General features: G+C 49.3%; 16 protein-coding genes and 1 tRNA gene. 4 read left to right on the forward strand and 13 right to left on the reverse strand.

Annotated features, from left to right (window positions below; translation table 11 throughout):
* Positions 1-10 precede the first annotated feature (10 nt).
* Positions 11-87 (reverse strand) — tRNA-Met (locus V4C51_RS08615).
* 709 nt (positions 88-796) lie between these two features.
* On the opposite strand from V4C51_RS08615, the gene eno reads away from it, so the two are divergent.
* The 4 genes from eno (at position 797) to V4C51_RS08635 (ending at position 9585) form a co-directional block, all read left to right on the forward strand.
* Positions 797-2089 (forward strand): phosphopyruvate hydratase, encoded by a 1293-nt coding sequence (gene eno, locus V4C51_RS08620; protein ID WP_330925748.1) that lies wholly within the window; start codon positions 797-799, stop codon positions 2087-2089.
* 450 nt (positions 2090-2539) lie between these two features.
* Positions 2540-5122 (forward strand): type I restriction-modification system subunit M, encoded by a 2583-nt coding sequence (locus V4C51_RS08625; RefSeq protein ID WP_330925749.1) that lies wholly within the window; start codon positions 2540-2542, stop codon positions 5120-5122.
* Position 5123: 1 nt separating this feature from the next.
* Positions 5124-6395 (forward strand): restriction endonuclease subunit S, encoded by a 1272-nt coding sequence (locus tag V4C51_RS08630; protein WP_330925750.1) that lies wholly within the window; start codon positions 5124-5126, stop codon positions 6393-6395.
* Positions 6396-6429: 34 nt separating this feature from the next.
* Entirely contained in the window at positions 6430-9585 is a 3156-nt protein-coding gene (locus V4C51_RS08635) for a type I restriction endonuclease subunit R (RefSeq protein WP_330925751.1), read from the forward strand.
* 190 nt (positions 9586-9775) lie between these two features.
* Here the strand turns inward: V4C51_RS08635 and V4C51_RS08640 are convergent, their stop codons facing one another.
* From V4C51_RS08640 to V4C51_RS08695, 12 genes are all read right to left on the reverse strand, one after another.
* A complete protein-coding gene (locus V4C51_RS08640) occupies positions 9776-10702 on the reverse strand; it encodes a Tim44 domain-containing protein (RefSeq protein ID WP_330925752.1) in 927 nt (308 codons plus the stop codon).
* Between the two features lie 117 nt (positions 10703-10819).
* A complete protein-coding gene (cydC, locus tag V4C51_RS08645; RefSeq protein WP_330925753.1) occupies positions 10820-12538 on the reverse strand; it encodes a heme ABC transporter ATP-binding protein/permease CydC in 1719 nt (572 codons plus the stop codon).
* A complete protein-coding gene (cydD, locus tag V4C51_RS08650; RefSeq protein ID WP_330925754.1) occupies positions 12531-14321 on the reverse strand; it encodes a heme ABC transporter permease/ATP-binding protein CydD in 1791 nt (596 codons plus the stop codon). The genes cydC and cydD overlap by 8 nt, the downstream gene beginning before the upstream one ends.
* Before the next feature lie 403 nt (positions 14322-14724).
* Positions 14725-14892: a hypothetical protein gene (locus V4C51_RS08655; protein ID WP_330925755.1), complete on the reverse strand. Its 168-nt coding sequence runs from the start codon at positions 14890-14892 to the stop codon at positions 14725-14727.
* A 59-nt stretch (positions 14893-14951) separates the two neighbouring features.
* The gene (locus tag V4C51_RS08660; RefSeq protein WP_330925756.1) at positions 14952-15224 is read right to left on the reverse strand and encodes a hypothetical protein; all 273 of its coding nucleotides are present in this window, start codon (positions 15222-15224) and stop codon (positions 14952-14954) included.
* A 438-nt stretch (positions 15225-15662) separates the two neighbouring features.
* Positions 15663-16424, reverse strand: a complete 762-nt coding sequence (locus V4C51_RS08665; protein WP_330925757.1) for a C2H2-type zinc finger protein — start codon at positions 16422-16424, stop codon at positions 15663-15665.
* Between the two features lie 410 nt (positions 16425-16834).
* Complete coding sequence (locus V4C51_RS08670) at positions 16835-17743, reverse strand: C2H2-type zinc finger protein (RefSeq protein ID WP_330925758.1); 909 nt, start codon at positions 17741-17743, stop codon at positions 16835-16837.
* Between the two features lie 322 nt (positions 17744-18065).
* Positions 18066-19013 carry a C2H2-type zinc finger protein gene (locus V4C51_RS08675; RefSeq protein WP_330925759.1) on the reverse strand — a complete coding sequence of 316 codons (948 nt, stop codon included), beginning with the start codon at positions 19011-19013 and terminating at the stop codon, positions 18066-18068.
* Positions 19014-19083: 70 nt separating this feature from the next.
* Complete coding sequence (locus V4C51_RS08680) at positions 19084-19941, reverse strand: C2H2-type zinc finger protein (RefSeq protein WP_330925760.1); 858 nt, start codon at positions 19939-19941, stop codon at positions 19084-19086.
* A 70-nt stretch (positions 19942-20011) separates the two neighbouring features.
* Entirely contained in the window at positions 20012-20851 is an 840-nt protein-coding gene (locus V4C51_RS08685) for a C2H2-type zinc finger protein (protein ID WP_330925761.1), read from the reverse strand.
* Positions 20852-20922: 71 nt separating this feature from the next.
* Positions 20923-21786: a C2H2-type zinc finger protein gene (locus V4C51_RS08690; RefSeq protein WP_330925762.1), complete on the reverse strand. Its 864-nt coding sequence runs from the start codon at positions 21784-21786 to the stop codon at positions 20923-20925.
* Between the two features lie 70 nt (positions 21787-21856).
* A complete protein-coding gene (locus tag V4C51_RS08695; RefSeq protein ID WP_330925763.1) occupies positions 21857-22714 on the reverse strand; it encodes a C2H2-type zinc finger protein in 858 nt (285 codons plus the stop codon).
* Between the last annotated feature and the right edge of the window lie 153 nt (positions 22715-22867).

Raw genomic sequence — 22867 nt, forward strand, 5'->3', positions numbered from 1 at the left:
CTCATCAATATGGTTGCGGGAGCCGGATTTGAACCAGCGACCTTCGGGTTATGAGCCCGACGAGCTACCAAACTGCTCCATCCCGCGACAAAACATCACACAAGGACAAGCCCTAAACCTTTCTTAAAGTCAGTGCGCTTGCCGCTGTGTTTGAGTGAGTTCTGCATTATAGGAGCAATAGTTATAAAGTCAACGCATATTTAAAAAAAGATGCATGAGCAAGGTAGTGGGTTTGTGACGTTTAAAGGTTGATTAAGGCAATGTGTTTATTTTACGCGTCAGGCTGATTTGATGCCATCGCAGACACTCTCCCTTTTGCGACAACCAGCAAGACGCCGCAACAGTATTTTGGCTCCATCTCAATCTTGTACAGCTGCTGAAACCAGGTTTACAGCCATAAGTAGTGGTAGACTGTCTTATGATGAGGAGAGTCAGCAGAAAGAGCCGCCCATTGGCAACCTGATTTCAGACTATATACCCGTCGCCTTTCAAAGGGCTACTTTCCTGGCAGCGTTCGTTCAGCCTGGTCACCTACTCTTTGCAGGCTCCTGGAGTTCGCTGACTTGCCGTCGCGTAGCAACTTGAAATCCTTTGGGTATATAAAATGGCATCGACAATTTTTTTGAATTAGCTTAACAATTGTTATCTCGAACACAGACCAGGCTTAACAAGAGGATTCTGTCGCGAAAAATCTCAGGGTTTTACCAGAAGAACCTCAGTGCTATAGTGGCACAGCCCAGAGGGTGCCTGCCTCCATCGAGGGGCATTGTTCATTTTTTTCATTCCGGAGTAACACATGACCGCTATTAAGGAAATCAAAGCTCGTGAAGTGCTCGATTCCAGGGGTAACCCCACAGTGGAAGCAGACGTTATACTCGTCTCCGGGGCAATGGGACGAGCGTGTGCCCCAAGTGGCGCCTCCACCGGTTCGCGTGAAGCGCTGGAGCTGCGTGATGGTGATAAGTCCCGTTACTTAGGCAAGGGCGTACTCAAAGCAGTGGCCAATATCAATGGTGCCATCCGTAACCAACTGTTAGGCTTTAACGCCTATGACCAGAAAAGGTTGGATCAGTCAATGATCGACCTTGATGGTACCGATAATAAAGCCAAGCTGGGCGCTAACGCTATTCTGGCTGTCTCTTTAGCAACGGCTAAAGCGGCCGCTGCTGACAAAGGTATCCCTTTATACCAGTATATCGCTGACCTCAATGGCACCTCTGGGCAATTCACGATGCCTGTCCCAATGATGAATATCCTCAATGGTGGCGAGCATGCTGATAATAACGTGGATATTCAGGAGTTTATGGTACAGCCCGTAGGTGCCAAAACGTTTGCGCAAGCCCTGCGTATGGGGGCTGAAATCTTCCATGCCCTGAAAAAAGCGCTATCGGCAAAGGGACTCAATACAGCCGTTGGTGATGAAGGCGGCTTCGCGCCCAACCTGTCATCCAATGCCGAAGCCTTATCCGTCATTAAAGAGGCTGTCGCCATGGCGGGCTATACACTGGGTACTGATGTTACCCTGGCCATGGATTGCGCCGCTTCTGAGTTTTACGAAAATGGCAAGTACAACCTCAAAGGTGAAGGGAAAGTCTTTTCTTCCAACGAGTTTTCAGACTATCTGGAAAAACTGACCGAAGAATTTCCTATCATTTCCATAGAAGATGGCCTGGACGAGTCTGACTGGGACGGTTTCGCCTACCAGACAAACCTTCTGGGTAGCAAAATCCAGATTGTCGGCGATGACTTATTTGTGACCAATACTAAAATTCTCAAAGAAGGGATTGATAAGGGGATTGCCAATTCAATCCTGATCAAGTTCAACCAGATTGGCTCACTCACAGAAACACTGGAAGCCATTAAAATGGCCAAAGCTGCCGGTTACACCACGGTGATCTCTCATCGTTCCGGTGAAACCGAAGACGCTACCATTGCTGATCTTGCCGTAGGCACCTGTGCTGGACAAATCAAAACAGGCTCCCTGTGTCGTTCTGATCGTGTTGCCAAGTACAACCAGTTGCTGCGTATTGAGGGTGAGCTCGGCGATAAAGCGCCCTATCGGGGCATGGCTGAATTCAAGCGCGGTTAATTCCTGGGAAACAGCCTCAAAAAGCCATGGGTGGGAAGTATCAAGGGAAAGTGAGGATAAACGTTGATTTTAAGAGGCGAACAGCCCGGTTTTCAAGCGATAATATTGGCTTTTCAGACCCGTTTATCGCAGCCCGACGTTTAATACCAACGCTTGCGCAAGGAGAGGAATACCCCAATGGATCGGTACTAATCACGGATGAGGCGCTTAAAGGCCCCAGCTCGCCAAAGACCTTATTAAGACCCGGCACTGGCCGGGTTTGTTTTTAGCTCACCCGCGCAAACATTTCACCGTGTCAAAAACCCTGTAATTCTGTACACTCAGGTCTATCTAGACCACTTATCACATTCATACCCAAGCTACTGAGGCCCATGCTTCGCCTGGTCAATAACAGACTATGGCTGACCTCCGGGCGGTAGCGCGCGTCATTTTTCTTGAAAAGGACCCGTCGTGAATAAACAGCAACTCGCGGCCAAAATCTGGGCCTCCGCTAACCAGATGCGGTCAAAAATCGAAGCCAATGAATACAAGGACTATATTCTCGGCTTTATCTTTTATAAGTACCTTTCCGATAAACTGGAGCGCTTCGCTAAAGAGCAGGACTTCAGTGATGCTGATATTCGTGCCCTTTCAGAAGACGATGAAGAAACGACGGACTTCATCAAGCGTAACCTGGGTTACTTTATTGCCCACGAGCATTTGTTTTCGACCTGGATTGCCGAAGGCGGTGACTTTGGCGTATCCCATGTACGTGATGCCTTGTCCGCTTTCAGCCGCCTGATTCACCCGGACCACAAGCGCCTGTTTGACGGTATTTTCAAAACCCTGGAAACAGGGCTCAGCAAGCTAGGTGACACTGCCGCCAAACAAACCAAAGCCATTAGTGAACTGATTCAGCTGATTAAAGAAATCCCCATGGATGGTCGTCAGGGGTACGATGTGCTGGGTTTCATCTATGAATACCTGATCAGCATGTTCGCGGCCAATGCCGGGAAAAAGGCAGGCGAATTCTATACGCCCCACGAAGTTTCCGTGCTCATGTCGGAGATCATTGCCGATCATGTGAAAGACAAAGAAAAAATCGACATCTATGACTCCACCAGCGGGTCGGGCTCGCTGCTGTTAAATATTGGTCAGTCCATTGCCAAGCATATGGATAATCAGGGCAACATCAAATACTTCGCGCAGGAGTTGAAGGAAAACACCTACAACCTTACCCGGATGAACCTTGTGATGCGCGGCATCCTCCCCACCAACATCGTGACCCGCAACGGTGACACGCTGGAGGATGACTGGCCCTTCTTTGATGATAACGACCCGGTGAATTCCTATAACCCGCTCTACCTCGACGCGGTGGTATCAAACCCGCCTTACTCCCAAAAGTGGGACCCTGAGCATAAAGACAGTGACCCGCGTTATGCCCGCTTTGGCCTCGCGCCTAAATCCAAAGCCGACTATGCCTTCCTTCTACATGACCTGTATCACCTGAAGCCCGACGGCATCATGGCCATTGTTCTGCCCCATGGCGTGTTGTTCAGAGGCGGTGAGGAAGGCGAGATCCGCAGAAACCTGATTGAGAACGACCACCTTGATACGATTATCGGGTTACCGGCCAATATTTTCTTTGGCACCGGTATTCCCACCATCATTCTGGTGCTGAAACAGAAACGGAAAAACAGCGACGTATTGATTGTTGACGCGGCCAAAGGGTTCGCGAAAGAAGGCAAAAACAACAAACTGCGCGCCTGCGACATTAAGAAAATCTGCGATACCGTGATCGGGCGACTTGATGTACCTTCCTACAGCCGTGTGGTTCCCAAGGCGGAGATTCGGGACAATGGCTATAACCTCAATATCCCGCGCTATGTTGATTCGTCTGAACCGGCTGAAAGCTGGGACTTATATGCCTCCATGTTCGGCGGTATTCCCAACAGTGAGCTGGATGCGCTGCATGACTACTGGCAGGCGTTTCCGGCATTGCGTGACGCGTTGTTTACCGACGACGGTACGCCCTATGTGAACCCGGCGGTAGACGACCTTGCCGGGGCTATCCACCAGCATACGCAAGTGCGGGATTTTGAGGCGCGCTTTATTGATGAGTTTGCCGACTTCCCTGACTATCTGACGACTGAGCTGATCCGTAAGATGATGACCCTGCAAATACCCCGACAGGAATCGGTGATCGGTGAAGAAATAGTTGCCCGGTTAGACCCTCTGCCACTGATTGATCACTACCACGCCTATCAACTGCTGGATGACCAGTGGCAACACATTGCCATTGATCTTGAAATCCTGCAAACCGAAGGGTTTGAGGCCGCGCGCGTGGTTGACCCGAACATGGTTATCAAAAAGAAAAACAATAAAGAGGTGGAAGAGCAAGACGGCTGGAAAGGCCGTATTATGCCCTTTGAGCTGGTTCAAAAAACACGTTTCACCCCTGAGCTTGACGCATTGCGAGCCAAAGAAAACCGCCTCGGTGAAATCAGCGCCGCCTTTGAAGAAACCCTTGAAAGCTTCAGTGAAGAGGATAAGGACGCTGACACCGTTCACGAGTCTGGCGATAAGTTTGTCAATGCGGCTGTCAATAAAGAGGCTAAGCGCTTAACAGCGGAAGCAAAGCAGTACGGTGACTACGACGCCGAGACTTACGAGGCCAAAATCCTCAACGTCGCCCGCTGGATCGCTGAAGAAAAAGCACTGAAAGCCGCCATAAAACGAGAAGACGCCGCCCTGCACTTGCGAACCAAAGACGTTATTGAAGGGTTAAGTGACGAACAGGTACACGCGCTGCTGAAACTAAAATGGATTACGCCACTCAATGAGGCGCTCCACCGCCTGCCCGGTCAGCAGATAGACACCCTGATCAGCAAGCTGCACGCTCTGGTGGAAAAATACCAAATCACCTATGCGGAGAATGCTCGCGAGATTCAACAGACAGAGACGGAGCTGGCAGGGATGATTGATGAGTTGGAAGGGAATGCCTTTGATTTGCAAGGGCTGGCGGAGCTGAAGATGTTATTGGCAGGTGATTAATATGATGAATCTGATTCAAGAAAAAAATCCGAAGATTCGATTTCGTGGATTTAAGGATAAATGGGAAAAAAAGTCACTTGAAAAAATAATATACAAAGCTGTTGACAATCGAGGAAAAACTCCTCCAATAGTACAAAAGAGCTCTTATCCATTGATTGAAGTCGCATCGTTAGGAAAAGGATATCCAGACTATTCAAAAGTCACCAAGTATGTAACACAAGAAACATTTAGCTCCTGGTTCAGAGATCACATTAAAAATGATGACATACTTTTCTCTACTGTTGGGAATACGGGCTTAGTTTGTTTGATGGATAGTAATAAAAACGCAGTTATTGCACAGAATATTGTCGCTTTTAGAGGACTTAATGGAAATCATTCATGGTTTCTTATAGGGATGTTTCAAAGTCAAAGAAACTGTAGAAAAGTTAGGGAAATTGAGATGGGTGCGGTTCAACCCAGTGTGAAAGTTTCCCAGCTTTTGACCGTTAAATACACAATCTCTACAAATATTTCTGAACAAACCAAAATCGGTAATTATTTCCAACACCTTGATCGGATGATTGATCTGCATCAGAACAAGCATAACAAGCTGGTAACTCTGAAAAAAGCAATGCTGCAAAAGATGTTACCGCAAGAAGGGGCTGATACTCCTGAAATTAGGTTTAAGGGATTTTCTAGACCTTGGAAAGAAAAAAAAATCTTAGATGATATTGTCAGAATTATAGATTTTCGGGGGCGTACACCAAAAAAATTAGGCTTAGATTGGAGCTCTTCAGGTTACTTAGCATTATCCGCTCTTAACGTTAAAAATGGCCATATAGATTTTTCTTCTACTGCTAATTTTGGAAACGAAACGCTTTATAACAAATGGATGAAAGGGTCTGACTTACACAAAAATCAAGTACTTTTTACAACAGAGGCTCCAATGGGTAATGTTGCTCAGATTCCTGACGACCAAAAATATATTCTTAGCCAGAGAACCATTGCCTTCGAAGTGAGTCACAATATACTGTCTGAAGATTTTTTGGCAATACTTCTCAGATCACCAATCATATTTCAAAAACTAACCTCATTATCAAGTGGTGGAACAGCCCAAGGGGTCAGTCAAAAATCACTATCAACTGTGACAGCATTTTTCCCCGACAAGGTTACCGAACAACAAAAAATCGGCACCTACTTCCGCAAGTTTGACGACCTAATCACCCAACACGCCACCCAACTAAAAAAACTGAAACACATCAAATCCGCCTGTCTGGACAAGATGTTTGTCTAACCCAGACACGAGAACACCTATCAGGGATAGCCCCATGACCACCTTTGCCACAGAAGCTGCCTTTGAAGATGCCGTTATTCACGAACTGACCCAGCGGGGTTGGGAGTCCACGGTGCTCAAGCGCCCGAGCGAGCAGGACTTGCTGGATAACTGGGCGACGATTCTCTTTGAGAATAACCGGGGCATCGACCGGCTGAATGAGGTACCGCTAACAGCCGGGGAAATCCAGCAGGTAATGGAGCAAATCACCGAGTTACGCACCCCGCTGAAGCTCAATAGTTTTATCAATGGTAAAACTGTCGTGATTAAACGGGATAACCCCGACGACACCCTGCACTTTGGCAAAGAAGTCAGCCTGAAGATATACGACCGCCATGAGATTGCGGCCGGGCAGAGCCGCTACCAGATTGTGCGACAGCCCATGTTTGCCCGGCGGTCGAAAATCCTCAATGACCGCCGGGGCGACCTGCTGTTATTGATCAATGGCATGCCTCTGCTTCATCTGGAGCTAAAGAAAAGCGGTGTCGCGGTCAGCCAGGCCTATAACCAGATTCAGACCTATGCCCGTGAAGGTATTTTCAGCGGGCTCTTTTCTCTGGTACAACTGTTTGTGGCCATGGAGCCCCAGGAAGCCCTCTACTTTGCCAACCCCGGGCCTGACGGCGTGTTTAACAAAGACTACGCCTTCCATTGGGCTGACGTGAACAACGAACCCATCAATAACTGGAAAGCCGTTATTTCCGGTCTGCTATCTATCCCCATGGCCCACCAGCTCATCGGCTTTTATACCGTGACCGACGAGTCCGACGGCGTGCTCAAAGTCATGCGCAGCTACCAATACTACGCGGCTCACGCCATATCGGACAAAGTCGCCAAGACAGACTGGAAAAACCCCAGCCGCCTGGGTGGCCATATCTGGCATACCACCGGTTCCGGTAAAACCATGACCAGTTTCAAATCGGCTCAGTTGATTGCCAACTCAAAGGATGCGGATAAGGTGGTGTTTCTACTCGACCGGATTGAGCTGGGCACGCAAACATTGCGGGCGTATCGTGACTTTGCCGGGGATGAGAACAGCGTTCAGGCCACGGAGAACACCGGTGTATTAATCAGCAAGCTTAAAAGCGCCAATCCGGCGGATACGCTGATTGTGACGTCCATCCAGAAAATGAGTCACCTCAAGGACGAAGCTGACGGCCTGAAAACCCACGACCTTGAAAAAATGCGGGCGCGGCGCATTGTCTTTATTATCGACGAATGCCATCGCTCCACCTTCGGCGATATGCTCATTGATATTAAGCGCAGTTTTAGCGGTGCCATTTTCTTTGGTTTTAGCGGTACGCCCATTCATAAAGAGAATATTCGCAAAGGTAACACGACCACTGATGTCTTTGGCGGTGAGCTACACCGTTATAGCATTGCCGACGGTATCCGCGATAAGAATGTACTCGGCTTTGACCCTTATCAGGTGGGCACGTTTAAAGACCGTGACCTGCGCGAGGCGGTGGCCCTGGAAAAAGCCAAAGCCAGTACCCCAACAGACGCTTTTGCTGATCCTAAGAAAAAGAGAATCTTTAATCGCTATATGAATGATGTCCCAATGGCAGGTGCCTGGGACACAGCGGGGGTTTACCAAAAGGGCATTGAAGACTATTTACCCAGTAGTCAGTACCAATGTGCCGCCCACCAGCAGGCCATCGCGCGGAATATCGCCGACCATTGGATGACCCTGAGCCAGGGCGGCAAATTTCATGCGATTTTCGCGACGCACAGCATCAAAGAAGCCATTGAGTATTACCGGCTCATTAAAACCATATGCCCTGAATTAAAGGTCACCGGGTTGTTTGACCCGAATGTGGATAACGATGATGACAGCGCGAGTCACGTGGCCTTTAAATCTGACGGCCTTGTGGCGCTGATGGAAGACTACAACCGGGCCTACGCGCAAAACTTTGACCTCGCCAGCCACGGAAAATTCAAGAAAGACATTGCCGCCAGACTCGCCCATAAGCGCCCTTATACCCGCATTGGCGCAGAACCCGACAAACAGCTGGATTTGCTTATTGTCGTGGACCAGATGCTGACTGGCTTTGACTCTAAATGGGTCAACACCCTGTATCTCGATAAAGTGCTGCGGTACGAGAGCATTATCCAGGCCTTCTCCCGAACCAACCGACTGTTTGGCCCCGATAAACCCTTTGGCACCATCCGCTACTACCGTAAGCCACATACCATGACACGTAATGTGGACGCGGCCGTTAAGCTATATTCCGGTGATAAGGCCATCGGTTTGTTTGCTGACCGTTTACCCAACAACCTGAAACGAATGAATGCCTGTTTTGCTGAGATTACCGCCATTTTTGACGACGCCGGCATCCAGGATTTCAAACAACTACCGGATGACCGCAGTGAGCGAGCGGCATTTGCCAAACACTTCCAGGCTCTCAATAACCTGTTAGAGGCGGCCAACATTCAGGGCTTTACCTGGGCGAGAACCGCTGATGACGCTGAGGATAAGCTACCCGTCACCCTCACGTTCTCCCAGCACCACTACAACACTCTGTTACAGCGCTATAAAGATCTGGGCAAAGGCGGGGGCAGCAAAGCCGACGACGTGCCTTTTGATATTGATAGCCATATCACGGATATCGACACGGGCAAAATCGACGCTGACTATATGAACTCACACTTTAAGAAATACCTTAACGTCTCACAAGGCGGTGATGAGAAAGCGAGGGAAGCCACGCTGATTGAACTGCAGCGCTCGTTTTCCTCATTAGCGCCAGAAGAGCAAAAAATCGCGGAGATCTTTCTGCGCGATATACAACGTGGCGATGTTGTCATCGACCCACAACGCAGCTTTCGTGACTACCTGACGGACTACCAGGCAAGGGAAAAAAATAAAGAAGTTGACACCCTTGTCAGGCTCCTGGGCGTTGACCCCGTGAGGCTGACTGATTTGATGAACACCAACACGACCGACGCGAACCTTAATGACTATGGGCGCTTTGATGAGCTAAAAGCAACCATCGACAAACCAAAAGCCAAGGCTTACTTTGAGGCCCTTGAAGGACAAACCCTTAGACCCTTTCAAGTGAATATTAAATCCGCTACTTTGCTTCGTGATTTTATTATGCGAGGCGGGTTCGCGCTTGATGGGCCGGGGCTTGATGATATGGGTGACGTATAACCTCAGACGAGTCAGTCATCAGAAATGGCCGAATTTTAGTCAATAAAGATGTCGCTTCGCTCCACATGCTTGGTGGCGAATGAACGCCACCTCAGCAACACAACCTTCGAGGCAAGGCGTCGCGATGCCCGCGGCTGTTTCCTCCAATTTCTCACAATCCTCGCTACGGGCGCTATTCTCGGTCAGGCTCCTAGGACTCAATACCCACAATCAGCCAGGGCGCGTTATTGGCCGTAATGTCTCGCTCAAGGTGCCAGATGTCGTTTATATCATCCTCAACACCTTCCTGGCCATCTCGATATCGGCCAGAATATTTCACGCTGATTTGCGCCACTCGCGCGCTATAATCTGCCCGAACAATACCAGCGTCAACAAACAGAACCTCTGTCTGCTGTTCACCACTTAATGCGCCGCGCTCTTTACTCAACTGCTCAAACAACTCCGGCGCCATGAACTCTTTCATGACACCCAGATTGTTTTCATCCCAGGCTTTTTGCAACGTCACATAATGCTCACGTGCCGCCTCTAAAAATGACACTTGATCAAAGCCACCTGGCATATTTACAGGCACCTCATTACTTCCGATAATACCACCAAAAGGCCGCGCGGATGTTTCAATGGCAGAGGCAGAGTTAAAAAACCGCGCGTCATTACCATGCCCTTCCACTGCCGTTTTTTTCCGCGCGAATGTATCTGACAAAAGTGTCTCTTCGCGGGGCGACCTCTGGCGCTGCCCTACCTTCCATTTACGGAATAACACCAACGCGACACCGGCCAGCAGGGCCATCATCAAGATACCACCAAAACCGCCGCCCGCGCCGAACATAGACCCCAGCAAACCACCTAAAGCCAAACCCGACAGAAGGCCACCGAACATGCCCATCCGGGAGGGTTTTTGCTGTGCCCCCTGTTGCTGTCCAGCCTGCTGCTGTCCACCGGGCTGTTGTCCCTGCTTGAGACTTTCTGACTGTCGTGGTGTTTTCGGAGCGGGCGCCGTTTTATAGGTGCGACCAAAACCGCTCCCTTTGCTCCCCCCCATTTTCCTGGCGTCTGCCAGGGGCGAAAAAGCCAGTGATACGGCGATGATCAATGGGAGAACCGTACTTAATCGTTTCATAAACCTGTTATTACCAACTAATAAGCTAACTATCATCCTATGACCATCAGCGTATTTTTCAAGCGTTTTCCAGAAAATAGTCTCTTTTATCTCCCCCGCATCTATTCACTTAGCTAACTAAAAGTCAGTTGACGTCAGCATTTCAGCCACGGCAACCCGCCCTTTTTCCATCAGGTAGACCCGGTCCATATTCCCTAGCATGGTATGCTTGTGGGTAATCATAATCACTGTACTTTCCCTGAAGGTGGTCAGTACATGGCGGATCAGCTTCTGCTCGCTCTCACTGTCCAACCCTTCTGTTGGCTCATCCATAATCAGCACAGGCGCTGGTTTTAATAACGCCCGCGCAATCGCCAACCTGCGCTGCTCACCACCTGAAAGGGCTATACCGCCCTGTCCAAGCCAGCGATCCAGCAATAACAGTCCCTCTTCATTGCCACCACCGAGCTTATCCAGCCCCGTTTCCGCAAGCACCCGCATCAGTTCGTTATCCGTCGCAAAAGGCGCTGCCAGAAGCAGATTACCCCGCAAGGTAGTACTGAACACATGGGTGCGCTGGGGAACAACAGTTATGGCCTGGTACAGACTTTTCTCCGTAAATGACCGTATCCGCCTGCCATCGATCAGCACATCACCGCCGCAAGGCTCAACAGCGCGAGTTAACAGCCGTACCATGGTTGATTTACCGGAGCCGGTTTTCCCCAACAAGGCCACATGCTGACCTGCTGGAATATTCAGGCATAAATGATCAATCACCCGTGGACGATCAGCGCTCCTGGAATAACGGAAAGTAACATGATCAAAACAAAGCCGGCCTTTGGCCCCATGACCCGCTTCGTTAACAGCTTGATCAGCGAAGATAACAGGCGGCTCATCAAGCACTTCTTTCAAGCGGGCTGCCGACTGGCGCGTATAACTTAAAAACTGAAACGCGCCAGGCAGCGGCATCAGAGCTTCAAAAGCTGCCAATAGGGCAAACATCATCAGGACCATAACAGAAGCTGACATCATGGAAGCCTGATATTCCCCACTGGCCAGCCATAGCATGCCTATAGCTGAAGAACCGCTGGCGACCACCAGCAGGAAGGCACCCAACCCATCCAGCGTGGTCATCCGCTGCTGCTGTGCCTGCATGGTCTTCTCCGTCACAGTGAGGCTGGCACGGCTTTGGTCGCGGTAGCCATAAATCACGGACTCTGCCATACCCTGAACATGGTCAAGCACCTGTTGTCTTAAATCCAACTGGCATTGCCCAAGAGACTGACCGGCTTTTCGACCCAGCCGGTAAAACAACGCTGGCATCAACACAATCCACGCAAGCATTACAATGAAGGTATATTTCGCCAGTGCCGGGCTGAACCAGAAAAAACCAAACGACACAATAATCATAATAACAACAGCAGACACTACCGGACTGACCAGCCGAAGATAGAGTTGATCCAACGCGTCAACATCCGCGACCAGCCGGTTCAGCAAATCGCCTTTACGGTAACGTCCGATCCGCTCAAGGGGCAGGGGTACAAGTCGCTTGAAAAACCACTCCCTCAGCCAGGACAGCAGACGGAAGGTCGCGTCATGGCTTACCAGCCGTTCAAAGTAACGGCTGGCGATACGCACAATAGAAAATCCCCTGACCCCCGCTCCGGGTGAAAAAAAATCAAAGGATTTCGCCGTGCCTGCCACAAGGCCGGCAATGGACGTCGCGGTTATAAACCACCCGGACAAGGCCAGCAATCCCACACTGGCAGCAAGGGTTACAACCGCCAGAACAATACCCAGCAACAGCAGTCCCTTGTGGCGTTTATACAGCACCAGAAATGGCCATAAGTCACGCATTCTCAACACTCCTGCCCCGGCATTCGATAAACTGTTTGAACGGGCCTTCCTGTCGCGCCAATGTCTTCGGATGCCCTGAAGCAACCAGCTGTCCACCGTCTATCATCAGAACATGATCCATAGCCATGATTTGAGCCATTCGATGAGTCACCGTAATGACCGTTGTCCGCGCCGGTATTTCTGCCAGCGCCCGCAACACTTTTCGCTCACTGTCCTTATCAATGCTGGCTGTTGGCTCATCCAGAATCAGCACGTTGACAGGCCGCGCCAACGCTCGTGCCAGAGCAATCCGTTGCGCCTGGCCCACGGACAGATTCCCCCCCTGTTCCCGCAAAGGGCTGTCCAGCCAGTTTGGCAATGTATCAAGGATATCCATACCCTGCGCGCGTGCCAGCGCTGCCAGCGCCTGCTCGCGAGTCATATCACGACCAAAGGCAATATTTTCCAGCACCGTCCCCGCTATAATCAGCGGATTCTGCCCGAGCCATGCCAGACACTCCCGCCAGCTTCCCAGATCGAGTGTTGACAGTAATTGGCTATTGAGCCGTAATTCCCCGTCAATGGCATAAAATCCCATCAAGGCATTGATCAACGTGGTTTTACCTGCGCCGCTTGGCCCCACAATCCCCACACGGCAGCCAGCGGGAATGTTAAATGTCACATCCCGAAGCAGATACCCCTCACCCACCGGCGCCCTGACCGTTAATCCCCTGGCATTAATGGATACCGAACCATGGGCTTTGTTAAAGGGTCGCTTGCCCTGATGCGCTTCAGGCTCCTGCTGGCTGATCACCGCCAGGATCGATTCTGCCGCGCCCACCGCCTTCGCTTTGGCATGGTAATATGTCCCTAACTCACGCAGTGGCTGGTAAAATTCCGGTGCCAGCAACAGTAAAAATAATGCCGTATACAACGTTACGCCCCCACCAAAGCTGCCAAATTCAATGTACCCGAGAAAACTCATGCCCAGGTATACCGCTGTCATCGCGATAGAGATGGCCGCAAAAAATTCCAACACGGTGGAAGACAAAAAGGCCAGCCGCAGCACCTCCATAGTCTTCTGGCGAAAGTAATCGCTGGCCTGTTTCAGCTCGGCCTGCGCTGTCCCGGTCTGGCTGAATAGCCGCAAGGTTTCCATGCCTTGTAAGCGATCCAGAAAAAAGCCCCCCAGACGTTCCAGAGCCTTGAAGTTACGGCGGTTGGCTTCAGCCGCTTTCATACCCACCAGCGCCATAAAAAAAGGAATCAGCGGTGCTGTACCCAAAAAAATGATACCCACTACCCAGTTTTCAGGAAAAACCACGACAAGTATTACCAGGGGCGTTAACACCGCCAGAACCCTTTGTGGCAGGTACTTCGCGATAAATTCCTGAAGCTCTTCTACCTGCTCGACGACCACTGTAGTCCAGCTTCCCGCCGGTTGCCGGGCAATGGCCACCGGGCCTAAACGCGCCAACTTATCCAATACCGCTTCGCGAATGGTAAGGCGTACCTCCACACCGGCTTTAAATCCACAAAACTCCCGTGACCAGGCACAACAGCCCCTCGCTACCACCACCAGAACTGTCCCAATAAAATAGGCCATCAACTGTTCCCTCGGGGCATCTGCCATAACCAGTTGATGAATAATATGCGCCAGTAAGCCTGCCTGCACCAGCAGCAGTCCACCATTGAGAAAGCCCGCCACAATGGCAAGGGTAAGCCATTGCCGTGCAGAGCTCGTTTGGTTCATCAGCCACCGGTAAACCTCCTTTTCAGGAGTGGGATTGTTTGATTGCTCCATCAGATGTGATTAACGCGTCAGTTGAGAGAACGGTAGTGTAGCCCACAAGATAAAAGCTGAATAGATACACGGTTATCAGGGTTTACCCATTGACAGCGTCGTCTAGGAGCCGTTGGCGCCGAGAGAAAATCTCCCTTTTAAATACCTTTGTGATTTTGATTGAAGGGCAGCCCCTGACCCTTAACCCCAAGAGTGGCCTCAGAGGCGTTAAAATCGTGGGGGGAAAGTAACGTAGCGTTTTATTACAGGAGGAGAGGCAGAGGCAATTCTCAATGCCTGCGATTGGCTACCTCCCGCTTCATCATTGTGCTGAATTTTATGCTCGAAAGCATAAGTCCGACAGGCTCCCAAGAGCCTGAATTTCTCGTAATCCTCGCTACGGGCGCTATTCTCGGTCAGGCTCCTAGCCAGCCCTGATATTCAACGCGTTGGGTTCTATATCAAATCCTTGATGGGATATATCCACCATAAAGCCGTCAGGGTTTTGTAGCATTTTTATATACGGAACATCCCCTGCCAACTTTTTCCATGCAAACCTGCCTTCAACCTCTCCTGTAGATTTGTTTATCACTTTAAAATTCTGCGCACTGGACTTTACCGCGCACGACCCTGAAGATTTGAAATGTATATTTATACGAACACCTTCTGAAGTCGTAGTATAAGTGGCAGTGTACACGCGTGGGGATCGGTTCCGCGCATGCAGGAACCGCTTCCATCGGCTTCAACCGTGAAGCCTTCTTTTGAATAGGTTATTTGATCAGGGGGAATTTTATTTATAATGTCAATATATGTGGACCCGCTATAAGCCTTACCCATGATAGACAAGCTCAACACTAGCGTAAAAAAAACAAACGATTTGTTCGTCATGAACTTTCTCGCGCGAAAGATAGATCTCATACTCATGATATACTCCTATCGTCCATTACTATCAGGATAGCTACTCACAATTTTTTAAGCGCCGCAACCACCGATAAAAGCTGTCTGTTTTCTTTTTTCTTCGTTACATAGCATCACTGGGCACAACAGCGTGAACGACAAGTAGAACCCGCTATTGCCAAACGTTTCAACACATCACTGGCATTAAACTTGTCAGGGTAAGCGTAGTTAACGTTATAGCATCAATCAAGTGTCTAATATTGTCATAAGGTGTTGTCATAAGGCGGGTTAACCGGCGAAAAGGCAAGACCAATAGACGCGTCTCAGCCGGAGCTATGGCGAGAGTCATCAATGCGGGATTTTCCCTAAGAACTCAGAGAGTGAAGGGAGTGAAGGTCAACTGTTTCGAGCCCCATGGAAATAATGGAAATAATGGAAATAATGGAAATAGTTGACCCATTCTCATCAAAACTCAGGGTCTTTGTCTTGCCAAGCACTGAATTCACGCAATTCTGGCCCCAGCAATTCACCGTAATCCACCGATACCGCTGCAGTATTGTCAGCACTTAAAGGCTGAGCCAGTGAAAAACAAGGTCCCGAGGGTTGTGAAACGGTGAATATTGTTCCCGCGGGTGTGTTTCTACTCGTAAGGGTGGCAGTTCCAGCATCCGAGGCTATCCGTGAAACAGAGGTGAATTCATCGGTTACTTCCGACCTTAACTCATGAGTGACTGAGCTGACCGCGCCAATACCGGGGAGACTCTGTCTGTTAATGGCTGATTCAGGGTTGGGGTAGTCTGGGTGTTCTGTTTGCATGTGCTGGCAGTATAGCCTCTCAAGCCTGAACCACTTGGAATCACAGACAGGGCAATCAAAACGAAATCCACCCCCTCTGTCATGTGCCCTCTGGTGCTGCTTGAGATAAACGTTAGTGGTAAAGCTTTTACCACAATGACATACAAAGGGCTTTTCATCGCTATGGATTCGCCGGTGTGTTTTCATGCTACTGCTGCTAACAAAGCCTTTCCCACAGATTTCACATGAAAAGGGTTTTTCCCCGGTATGGGTTCGCATGTGGATCAACAGGGAAGACCCCTGGGTAAAGCTTTTTTTACAGACTTTGCAATTGAAGGGCTTTTCTCCCGAATGAGTTCGTTCATGCTCTCTTAATTTGCTTGGCGAAAGACACTTCCTACCGCATTCATCACAGTAATAAACTTTTGGCATACATCCTCCGTATTTTTTCAAGTATAGTCAGCTTCATTTGAACTATAACGCATGAGCTTCACCACCTTTGAATTCGTGGCAGTGGTAAAAATCCGGGCGGTACCGCAATAAAATCTAGGTTAACGTGAGTTCGGCGCGCGAAAATTTTCAAAACACCGCCCCCCCTTTCCGCTGCTGGCTGTCCCATGGCAAAGCTATTACCACTGTCGTTTAACTCTATCTTACGCTTCCATCAAAATTTCCATTGACGGAAGATTATCAAGATCAAGTCATTCTCCAAAGAGACGTTTAAAACAGGCGGCTTTTATCAGCGATCAGCGGTTGCGGCAGACAATACATCGTGAACAGCTTCCTGAAAAAACCCATTAGCGGGAACCGACCCAAAGCCTTCACAAACTGAAGCGTCAGAATTATTGATACAACCATTTATAGAGTCCCGAGGAGCTATACTCTCGCGAGGAGTCTTCCCTCAGCATTTGTTCAAGATCACCTAATGATTCGTCATTCATTATCGCTCCATCCAGTGGGTTTTCAGACACTGTAAAAGAAGGCCCCGGGACTTGTTGCGCGACCGCTGATATGTGGATTGGGAACGGTTGAGCGTTGGTTACGCCTGTACTTGATCTTGTACTTGTGCTGGTGGTCGCGGTTGCCGGTTTCGGTGTCGTTATCATTTGAGTAACAACAACGCTTTCTCCAGAGGGACCACTTATCTGCGATGCTTTGGTGACGATTCCCGTCGCCAAAGACGTTGTCGTATGAGTGACAGCGCAGATCGTGCCAACGCCCGGGATTGTCTGTAGATTAACGGATACTTTTGAGGGACTCTGCGCGTAACGAGTGGATGCCTGGGGCTGTCGCGGTGGACTTATGGATAATTGATGCCCCTTGAAGTCGGGATGTTCCTTAACCATATGCGCATCGTAGGTTCTCTGAAGCCTAAACCTCTTTTTTTGACAGACAGGACAGTCAAAATGATTTTGAGTACCACACTTGTGTTTTTTCAACTGAATTTTGTGTGTGAAGCTTTCATCACAAACAGCGCATACAAAGGGCTTCTCCCCGGTGTGGGTTCTATTGTGGATTCTGAGGGCGCCCGATTGGACAAAGCCTCTCCCACATACATCGCATTTATAGGGCTTTTCTCCGGTATGGGTTCGGATGTGTTTATTGAGAGTAGACAGTTGGACAAACCCCTTACCACAGATTTGGCATACATGGGGCTTTTCTCCGGTATGGGTTCGAATGTGTTGCTCCAGGACATGGAGCAGGTCAAACGCCCTTCCACAGTGCCTACAGGTATAAGGAGGATTTGGCATAGAGCCTCCCTGTTTTATTAAGGATAAGCAATTTTTTAACAACTATTGCGCACGTAAATTTTCAAAACACTGAACCCGCTTTCCGCTGCTGGCTGTCCCATGGCAAAGCTATTACCACTGTCGCTTAATTCTATCTTACGCTTCCATCAAAACTTCCATCGACGGAAGATTATCAAGATCAAGTCATTCTCCAAAGAGACGTTTAAAACAGGTGGCTTTTATCAGCGATCAGCGGTTGCGGCACAATACATCGTGAACAGCTTCTTGAAAAAAACCATTAGCGGGAACCGGCCCAAAGCCTTCACAAGCCGAAGCGTCAGAATTATCCATACAACCATTTATAGAATCCCGAGGAGCTATATTCTGCCGAGGCGTTTTCCGAGGAGTCTTCCCTCAGCATTTGTTCAAGATCACCTAATGACTCGTCATTCATTATCGCTCCATCCAGTGGGTTTTCAGGCGCTGTAAAAGAAGGCCCCGGGGCTTGTTGCGCGACCGCTGATATGTGGATTGGGAACGGTTGAACGTTGGTCGCGCCTGTACCTGATCTTGTCGCTGTGCTGGTGGTTGCGGTTACGGTTGCGGTTGCCGGTTTCGGTGTCGTTATCATTTGAGTAAAAACGACGCTTTCTCCAGAGGGACCACTTATCTGCGATGCGGTGGTGACGATTCCCGTCGTTGGCGATGTTGTCGTATGAGTGACAGCGTAGATCGTACCAATACCCGGGATGCTCTGAACATTAATGAATACTCCGGGCGGGTTCCGCGCATAAATAGTGAATGCCTGGGGCTGTCGCGGTGGACTTATGGATAATTGATGCCTCTGGAAGGTGGGATGATCCTTAGCCATATGTTCATCGAGGGTTCTCTGAAGCTTAAACCACCTTTTTTGACAGACAGGACAATCAAAACGATTTTGATTGACACACTTGTGTCTTTTCAACTCAATTTTTTGTGTGAAGCCTTTATCACAAACAGCGCATACAAAGGGCTTCACTCCACTGTGGATTCTCAGGTGGACATTAAGCCCGCTGCTCGTGCGAAAGTTTTTCCCACAAAAACCGCATTTATAGGGTCTCGCCCCGGTATGAGTTCGCAGGTGTCCACTGAAAGTAGAATATTGGGTAAATGTTTTATGACAGACATGGCATTCATAAGGCTTTTCTCCGGTATGGATTCGCATGTGGTCCCGCAGGTTATCGGGCCTCGTAAACACCTTTTGACAGTGACTACAGGTATGAGAAGAATTCGGCAAAGGAGGATTTGGCATACAGCCTCCCTGTTTTATTAAGACTAAGCGATTTTTTGACAACTGTTGTATAACTCTTATACAACCAACATTACCAGGGAAACTCATCTCCTACCCATGCGTTACTTAGATCGTCGAAATCCATTATTGGCACCTCCAGTGGGTTTCCAGGCACGAAAAAAGAAGGCTCCGGGGCTTGTTGCGCGACCGCTGCTATTTCGACTGGGTACGGTTGAGCGCTGGCTGCGCTTGTACCCGGTCCTGTAGCTGTGCTGGTTGCGGTTGCGGATCTCGCTGTCGTTCTCGTTTGAGTAAAAACGACGGTTTCTCCAGAGGGACCACTTATCCGCGATGCGGTGGTGACGATTCCCGTCGCCAAAGACGTCATCGTATGAGTGACAGCGCAGATCGTGCCAACGCCCGGGATTGTCTGTTGATTAATGGATACTTCCGAGGGACTTCGCGCGTAACGAGTGGATGCCTGGGGCTGTCGCGGTGGACTTATGGATAATTCATGCTCATGGTAGTCGGGGTGTTCCTCAATCATATGCGCTTCGTAGGCTTTGTCAGAACTGAAACACTTTTCTGAACAAACAGGACAATCAAAACGCGTCTGAATGCCGCACTTGTGTCGGTTCAAACCAGCCCGTTGCGTATAGCTTTTACCACAAGCGGCGCATACATAGGGTCTCTCTCCAGTATGGGATCTCATGTGAACCTTGAGGGTGCACGGTCGGGCAAAGACTTTGCCACATGTATCGCATTTATGGGGCTTTTCTCCGGTATGGGTTCGAATGTGAACAGTGAGAGCAGACTGTTGGGCAAACCCCCTGCCACAGGATTTGCATCTATGGGGCTTGTCTCCGGTATGGGTTCGAATGTGGATCTTCAATTTGTAAGACGTCTCAAACCTGCTACCACAGTAACCACAGATATTATCTTTTGGCATACAGCCTCCCTGTTTTATTAAGAATAAGCGATTTTTTGACAACTGTTGTATAACTCTTATACAACCAACGTTACCAGGGAAACTCATCTCCTACCCATGCGTTACTTAGATCGTCGAAATCCATTATTTCCATATCCTGTGGGTTTCCAGGCACGAAAAAAGAAGGCTCCGGGGCTTGTTGCGCGACCGCTGCTATTTCGACTGGGTACGGTTGAGCGCTGGCTGCGCTTGTACCTGTAGCTGTGCTGGTTGCGATTGCGGATCTCGCTTGAGTAAAAAAGACGGTTTCTCCAGAGGGACCACTTATCCGCGCTGCGGTGGTGACGATTCCCGTCGCCAAAGACGTCATCGTATGAGTGACAGCGCAGATCGTGCCAACGCCCGGGATTGTCTGTTGATTAATGGATACTTCCGAGGGACTTCGCGCGTAACGAGTGGATGCCTGGGGCTGTCGCGGTGGACTTATGGATAATTCATGCTCATGGTAGTCGGGGTGTTCCTCAATCATATGCGCTTCGTAGGCTTTGTCAGAACTGAAACACTTTTCTGAACAAACAGGACAATCAAAACGCGTCTGAATGCCGCACTTGTGTTGTTTCAAACCAGACCGTTGTGTATAGCCTTTACCACAAGCGGCGCATACATAGGGCCTTTCTTTAGTGTGGACTCTCATGTGAGTCTTGAGGGTGTTCGATCGGCCAAAGGCTTTGCCACATACATCGCATTTATGGGGCTTTTCTCCGGTATGGCTTCGAATGTGGTCAGTGAGAGCAGACTGTTGGGCAAACCCCCTACCACAGGATTTGCATCTATAGGGCTTGTCTCCGGTATGGGTTCGAATGTGGAGCTTCAATCTGCTAGACGTCTCAAAACTCTTATCACAGTAACCACAGATATGATCTTTTGGCATACAGCCTCCTTGTTTTGCTATGGATAAGCAGATTTTTCGACAACTTTTGTATAACTATTATACAACCTACATTACCAGGGAGACTTATCTTCTTCCCATGCGTTACGTAGATCCTCGAAATCCATTATTGGCACCTCCAGTGGGTTTCGAGGCACGGAAAAAGAAGGCCCCGGGGCTTGTTGCGCGACCGCTGCTACTTCGATTGGGTACGGTTGAGCGTTGGCTGTGCTTGTAACTGGTCTTGTAGCTGTGCTGATGGTTGCGGTTGCGGTTGCCGGTCTCGGTGTTGTTATCGTTTGAGTAACAACGACGCTTACTCCAGAGGGACCACTTATCTGCGCTGCTTTGGTGACGACTCCCGTCGTTGGCCATGTTGTCGTATGAGTGACAGCGTAGATAGTGCCAACGCCTGGGATTGTCTGTCGATTAATGGATACTTCGGAGGGACTTGCATAACTAGTGAATGCCTGAGGCTGTTGCGGTGGACTTATGGATAATTCATGCTCATGGTAGTCGGGGTGTTTCTCAAGCATATGCGCTTTGTAGGTTTTGTCAGAACTGAAACCCTTTTCTGGACAAACAGGACAATCAAAACGCGTCTGAATACCGCACTTGTGTTGTTTCAAACCAAACCGTTGTGCATGGCCTTTACCACAAGCGGTGCATACATAGGGTTTCTCTCCAGTGTGGATTCTCACGTGAATCTTGAGGGTGTTCGATCGGGAAAAGCATTTCCCACATACATCGCATTTATAGGGCTTTTCTCCGGTATGGGTTCGGATGTGGGTAATGAGAGTAGACTGTTCGGCAAACCCCGTACCACAGGTCAGACATATATAGGGCTTTTCTCCGGTATGGGTTCGAATGTGGCCCTTCAATTTGTAAGGCGTATCAAACCTCTTATCACAGTAAACACAGATATGATCTTTTGGCATAGAGCCTCCCTGTTTTATTAAGGATAAGCGATTTTTTGACAACTATCGTATAACTCTTATACAACCCACATTACCAGGGAAACTTATCTCCTACCCATGCGTTACTTAGATCGTCGAAATCCATTATTGGCACCTCCAGTGGGTTTTCAGGCACGAAAAAAGAAGGCTCCGGGGCTTGTTGCGCGACCGCTGCTATTTCGACTGGGTACGGTTGAGCGCTGGCCGCGCTTGTACCCGGTCCTGTAGCTGTGCTGGTTGCGGTTGCCGGTCTCGCTGTCGTTCTCGTTTGAGTAAAAACGACGGTTTCTCCCGAGGGATCACTTATCCGCGATGCGGTGGTGACGATTCCCGTCGCCAAAGACGTCATCGTATGAGTGACAGCGCAGATCGTGCCAACGCCCGGGATTGTCTGTTGATTAATGGATACTTCCGAGGGACTTCGCGCGTAACGAGTGGATGCCTGGGGCTGTCGCGGTGGACTTATGGATAATCCATGCTCATGGTAGTCGGGGTGTTCCTCATTCATATGCGCTTCGTAGGTTTTGTCAGAACTGAAACCCTTTTCTGGACAAACAGGACAATCAAAACGCGTCTGAATACCGCACTTGTGTTGTTTCAAACCAGACCGTTGTGTATAGCCTTTACCACAAGCGGCGCATACATAGGGCTTCTCTTCACTGTGGGTTATCACGTGAACCTTGAGGGCGCTCGTTCGGGCAAAGTCTTTCCCACATACATCGCATTTATAGGGCTTCTCTCCGGTATGGGTTCGGATGTGGCGAGTGAGAGTGCACTGTTGGGCAAACTTCCTACTACAAACTTGGCATTTAAAGGGCTTGTCTCCGGTATGGGTTCGAATGTGGCTCTTCAATTTGTAAGGCGTCTCAAACTTCTTACCACACTCATCGCAGATATAATCTTTTGCCATACAGCCTCACTTTTTTATTAAGGATAAGCAGATTTTTCGACAACTTTTGTATAACTATTATACAACCTACATTACCAGGGAAACTTATCTCCTACCCATGCGTTACTTAGATCGTCGAAATCCATTATTGGCACCTCCTGTGGGTTTTCAGGC

The organism is Candidatus Sororendozoicomonas aggregata, assembly GCF_031528575.1.
Taxonomy (GTDB): domain Bacteria; phylum Pseudomonadota; class Gammaproteobacteria; order Pseudomonadales; family Endozoicomonadaceae; genus Endonucleibacter; species Endonucleibacter aggregata.